Below are 3,340 nucleotides of genomic sequence, written 5' to 3'. Positions count from 1 at the left end.
GACAAGGCTCGGGCTTCAACTTAAAAAAACTGTCAACCTATTTTAGGACGGGACATTATTAAAGAATTTAAAAAAGCTCTTGTTTATAGTGAAAGTGCTTCTTCACCGCCTCTATAATTTCAGTCTCCGTCATTCTGTCTGCTGTTGCCACCTCAACTTTTGTCGGCTTTTTGGCCTGATTTTGTTCCAAGTATTTGGCGAACTCCTGCTTCGCTTCCGCCGGGCCAAAAATATACAGGCTATCTGCGTTGTTAATACCTGAAGCAACTTCCGAATAATACTGATTTAATTGGTTCTGGTTTCTCCGATCGACTTTATCTTCAGCGAAAACGCCCTGCGGACCGTAAGGAGTTTTTGAACGAGAGCCTCGCTTTTCATTGATATGCTCTTCAACGCCAGACTGAATAAAGCGCGTGCTGATCCCTTTGTCGCTGATTTCTACCAGAGCGGCTTCTCTATGATCAAGCCAAATACCTACCTTAGAATGGGCCATATACATCTCCTTATCTCATGACATAGCCTTATCATACTCCACAGTAGAAATTTTTAAAGTGCATCAATTCAAACAGCAGAGCTATCAACCTAAGGCAGGCAAACCTCTTCCGCCGGTGCCCGCATGTTGTAGTGAGTAGACATCACGTGGCCATACGCGCCGGCATTTTCAATCAGTATCAAATCACCTTCAAAGGTATCTGGGAAAGGTATCTCGATACCAAGTTTATCGGTGCTCTCGCAAATAGGCCCTACTATGGTCGCCAGATGTTTCTTGGTGTCTGTAAGTCGTGAAAGATTGACAATAGGATGGTATGAACCGTACAGTGCGGGTCGCATCAAAGAGTTCATACCTGTATTGATGCCAACATAATAGTAATTCTGTTTTTGCTTGACCTGTGTTGCCTTGGCCACTAATACCCCGGTATTGGCCACGATGTAGCGACCAGGCTCAATCCACAACTGGTACTGAGGGTATTGAGCCTTTACCTCCAGCAGACTTTGATTAATCTGCTCCATGGTCAGCTCTGTTTGCTGTGCTCGCTCCTTGATACCAAAACCACCACCAAGGTTGAGATATTTAACATCAGGTAATTGGCTAGCGACATCTGCCAGTAATCTGGCATGTTCAGCCCAGTGCTCATTGGTTAATATACCGCTTCCTGCATGAGCGTGTAGACCAAGCACCTTAATGTTATTTTCACGAATAATGGGCAGCAACTGCTCTATCTCCTGAATTGGGATGCCAAACTTTGAAGTAGCGCCAGCTGTTCGGACATTTTCGTGATGGCCTTTACCAATATTGGGGTCAATGCGCAAAAATATTGTCTTGTGGGCGAAAGTTTCAGGCCAATGCTTTAAAGGATAACTACTGTCAAGCGATAACATGATGCCATAATCAAGAGCCTTCTCGTACTCCACTCTACTGGCAAAGTTAGGTGTAAAAAAGATCCGTTCTTTGCTGATATCAGGAAACAGCTCCAATACTTTCTCCACTTCATAAATAGAAACAGTTTCAAAGCCTATTCCTTGGTCAAATGCAGTAGTTAATACTTGTTGGTGGTTGTTTGCTTTAACAGCAAAAAAGATTTGGTCGACAGCGCTAATCGACTTTAATGCACTGATATTATCTTTAACCGCAGACAAATTATAAATATAGGCGTTATCGCGCACAGTCAGACACTGTTCGATCTCATGGCATCGCTTTTGCCACCATTTTTCACTAACAATTTCGCTGCTCAGAGTTTTCTTAAGTTCTTTCGCAGTAGGGCCAAGAATTTCGCTATTGGGATTATTGCTAATTAACAGCTCATGAAGCGCAGCAATCACTTTATCGCAGTGCTCATCGTCAATCACAAAAGTCAGGTTCAGATCAGAAGCGGCTTGCGATAATAAATAGACTTTATAAGTTTCAAAAATTGAAAATGCCGGAGCAATTTTATGCAAAATAGCGCGAACATTTTGACCGACAATAGAAACCGCCGAACAGTTCTTCATGACATTAACGCGACAAATGGTAGACAACTCTTCGACCAGGTTTTTGAGTCTTCGCTCACTGACCACCTGAGTCAGACTATCGAGACTCACAGTAACATTGGTTTCTGAGGTTGATACCAGATCAACCGAAACCTGATGTTTCTTGAACACTGCGAACATATCGGCCAAGAAACCAGCCTGTTGCCACATCCCCTGACTTTCCATAGAAATCAAGGTAATACCATTCTTTGCTGTAATGGCTTTTACCATCCCCCAGCGATTATCAAAGTGATGGATTTGAGTACCAGCCAATTCAGAATCTATGGTTGAACGAATAAAGATCGGGATATTAGACAATTGTGCAGGCCTTATGGCGCGGGGGTGTAACACTTTAGCCCCGGCAGAAGCCATTTCCTGAGCCTCGTCATAGTTAAGATGATTCAGCAGGCGAGCATTAGGCACCTGATTAGGATTTGCGGTAAATATACCAGGAACATCTGTCCAGATTTCTAACCTGGCAGCTGCTGTCTTAGCGGCAAAATAGGCGGCGGACGTATCCGAGCCACCACGACCCAGTAATACAGTATCGCCTTCCTCATTACTGGCAATAAAACCTTGGGTGATAATGACCGGATGGTTGCCAATATGCTGCAACAAACTCTCGTCCCGTTCACAGTCACAGCCAGCAGCCAGATAATCATTCTGACTTTGACGATTGGCTGATAAATACTCTCTGGCATCGACCCACAATGGCTTATCTTTTAATTGACTAAATAGATACTGAGCGCCGATTTTAGTCGCCCACAACTCGCCCTGAGCCATGATTAATGCACGAATACGATCACTGACTTCACCTAACAAATTAATCCCATCAAGCAAGCGCTTTAGATAACGGTATTCATCATCCAGTAAGTTCAGCTCTACTCCTAATTGTGCAATCAACTGCTGGTGAAGCTCAACCAGTTCCTCATAGGCTTCGCCATGCTGCCCTGCTATAGCAAGTTCAATGAGTTGCTCAAGACGATTTGAAACCGTACTAATCGCTGAATGGACAACAAATACATTAACCCCCTTGGCACGCTTTCGTTTAACGATTTTAGCAATAGTATCCCAGTTAGCGCGTGTTGATACGCTAGTACCGCCAAACTTTAAAACATGCCAAACAGTGTTATTTGTTGTCATCACTTATCTCCCAATCGCTTTTCTGTCACAGAAAAGGCAACTATCTATATTAATATTAATAAGCCATAAAAAAACCCGCAGAGGATGTCCTGTGCGGGTTTGAAATATTGAAAACGGATTAACTATTCTTTCACCCACAACCAATCGAGACACGTTTTTTAAGTGCCTTCTTGCTGTGTTTCTTGAAAGT

Annotated in this window: 3 protein-coding genes; all 3 read right to left on the bottom strand. The window is 43.3% G+C overall.

Going from position 1 to position 3,340, the window contains the following annotated elements; all coding sequences use genetic code 11:
- Window positions 1–67: 67 nt before the first annotated feature.
- The gene (locus HUJ19_RS08710) at window positions 68–493 is read right to left on the bottom strand and encodes a hypothetical protein (RefSeq protein ID WP_290623479.1); all 426 of its coding nucleotides are present in this window, start codon (window positions 491–493) and stop codon (window positions 68–70) included.
- An 89-nt stretch (window positions 494–582) separates the two neighbouring features.
- Window positions 583–3,150, bottom strand: coding sequence for a bifunctional aspartate kinase/diaminopimelate decarboxylase (locus tag HUJ19_RS08705; protein WP_290623477.1), 2,568 nt, complete (start codon window positions 3,148–3,150; stop codon window positions 583–585).
- 3 nt (window positions 3,151–3,153) lie between these two features.
- Window positions 3,154–3,340 (bottom strand): hypothetical protein (locus tag HUJ19_RS08700; RefSeq protein WP_290623474.1); only part of this gene is annotated, 187 nt, incomplete at its 5' end.

This window comes from Kangiella sp. (assembly GCF_014762745.1).
Lineage (GTDB): Bacteria > Pseudomonadota > Gammaproteobacteria > Enterobacterales > Kangiellaceae > Kangiella.
The sequence above is the reverse complement of the archived record's forward strand: the minus strand, read 5'-3'. Positions and strand labels throughout refer to the sequence as shown.

Bases quoted from the DNA above. Each gene is read 5' to 3' on its own strand.
- HUJ19_RS08710 (WP_290623479.1), bottom strand. From the start codon at position 493: ATGGCCCATTCTAAGGTAGGTATTTGGCTTGATCATAGAGAAGCCGCT.
- HUJ19_RS08705 (WP_290623477.1), bottom strand. From the start codon at position 3,150: ATGACAACAAATAACACTGTTTGGCATGTTTTAAAGTTTGGCGGTACT.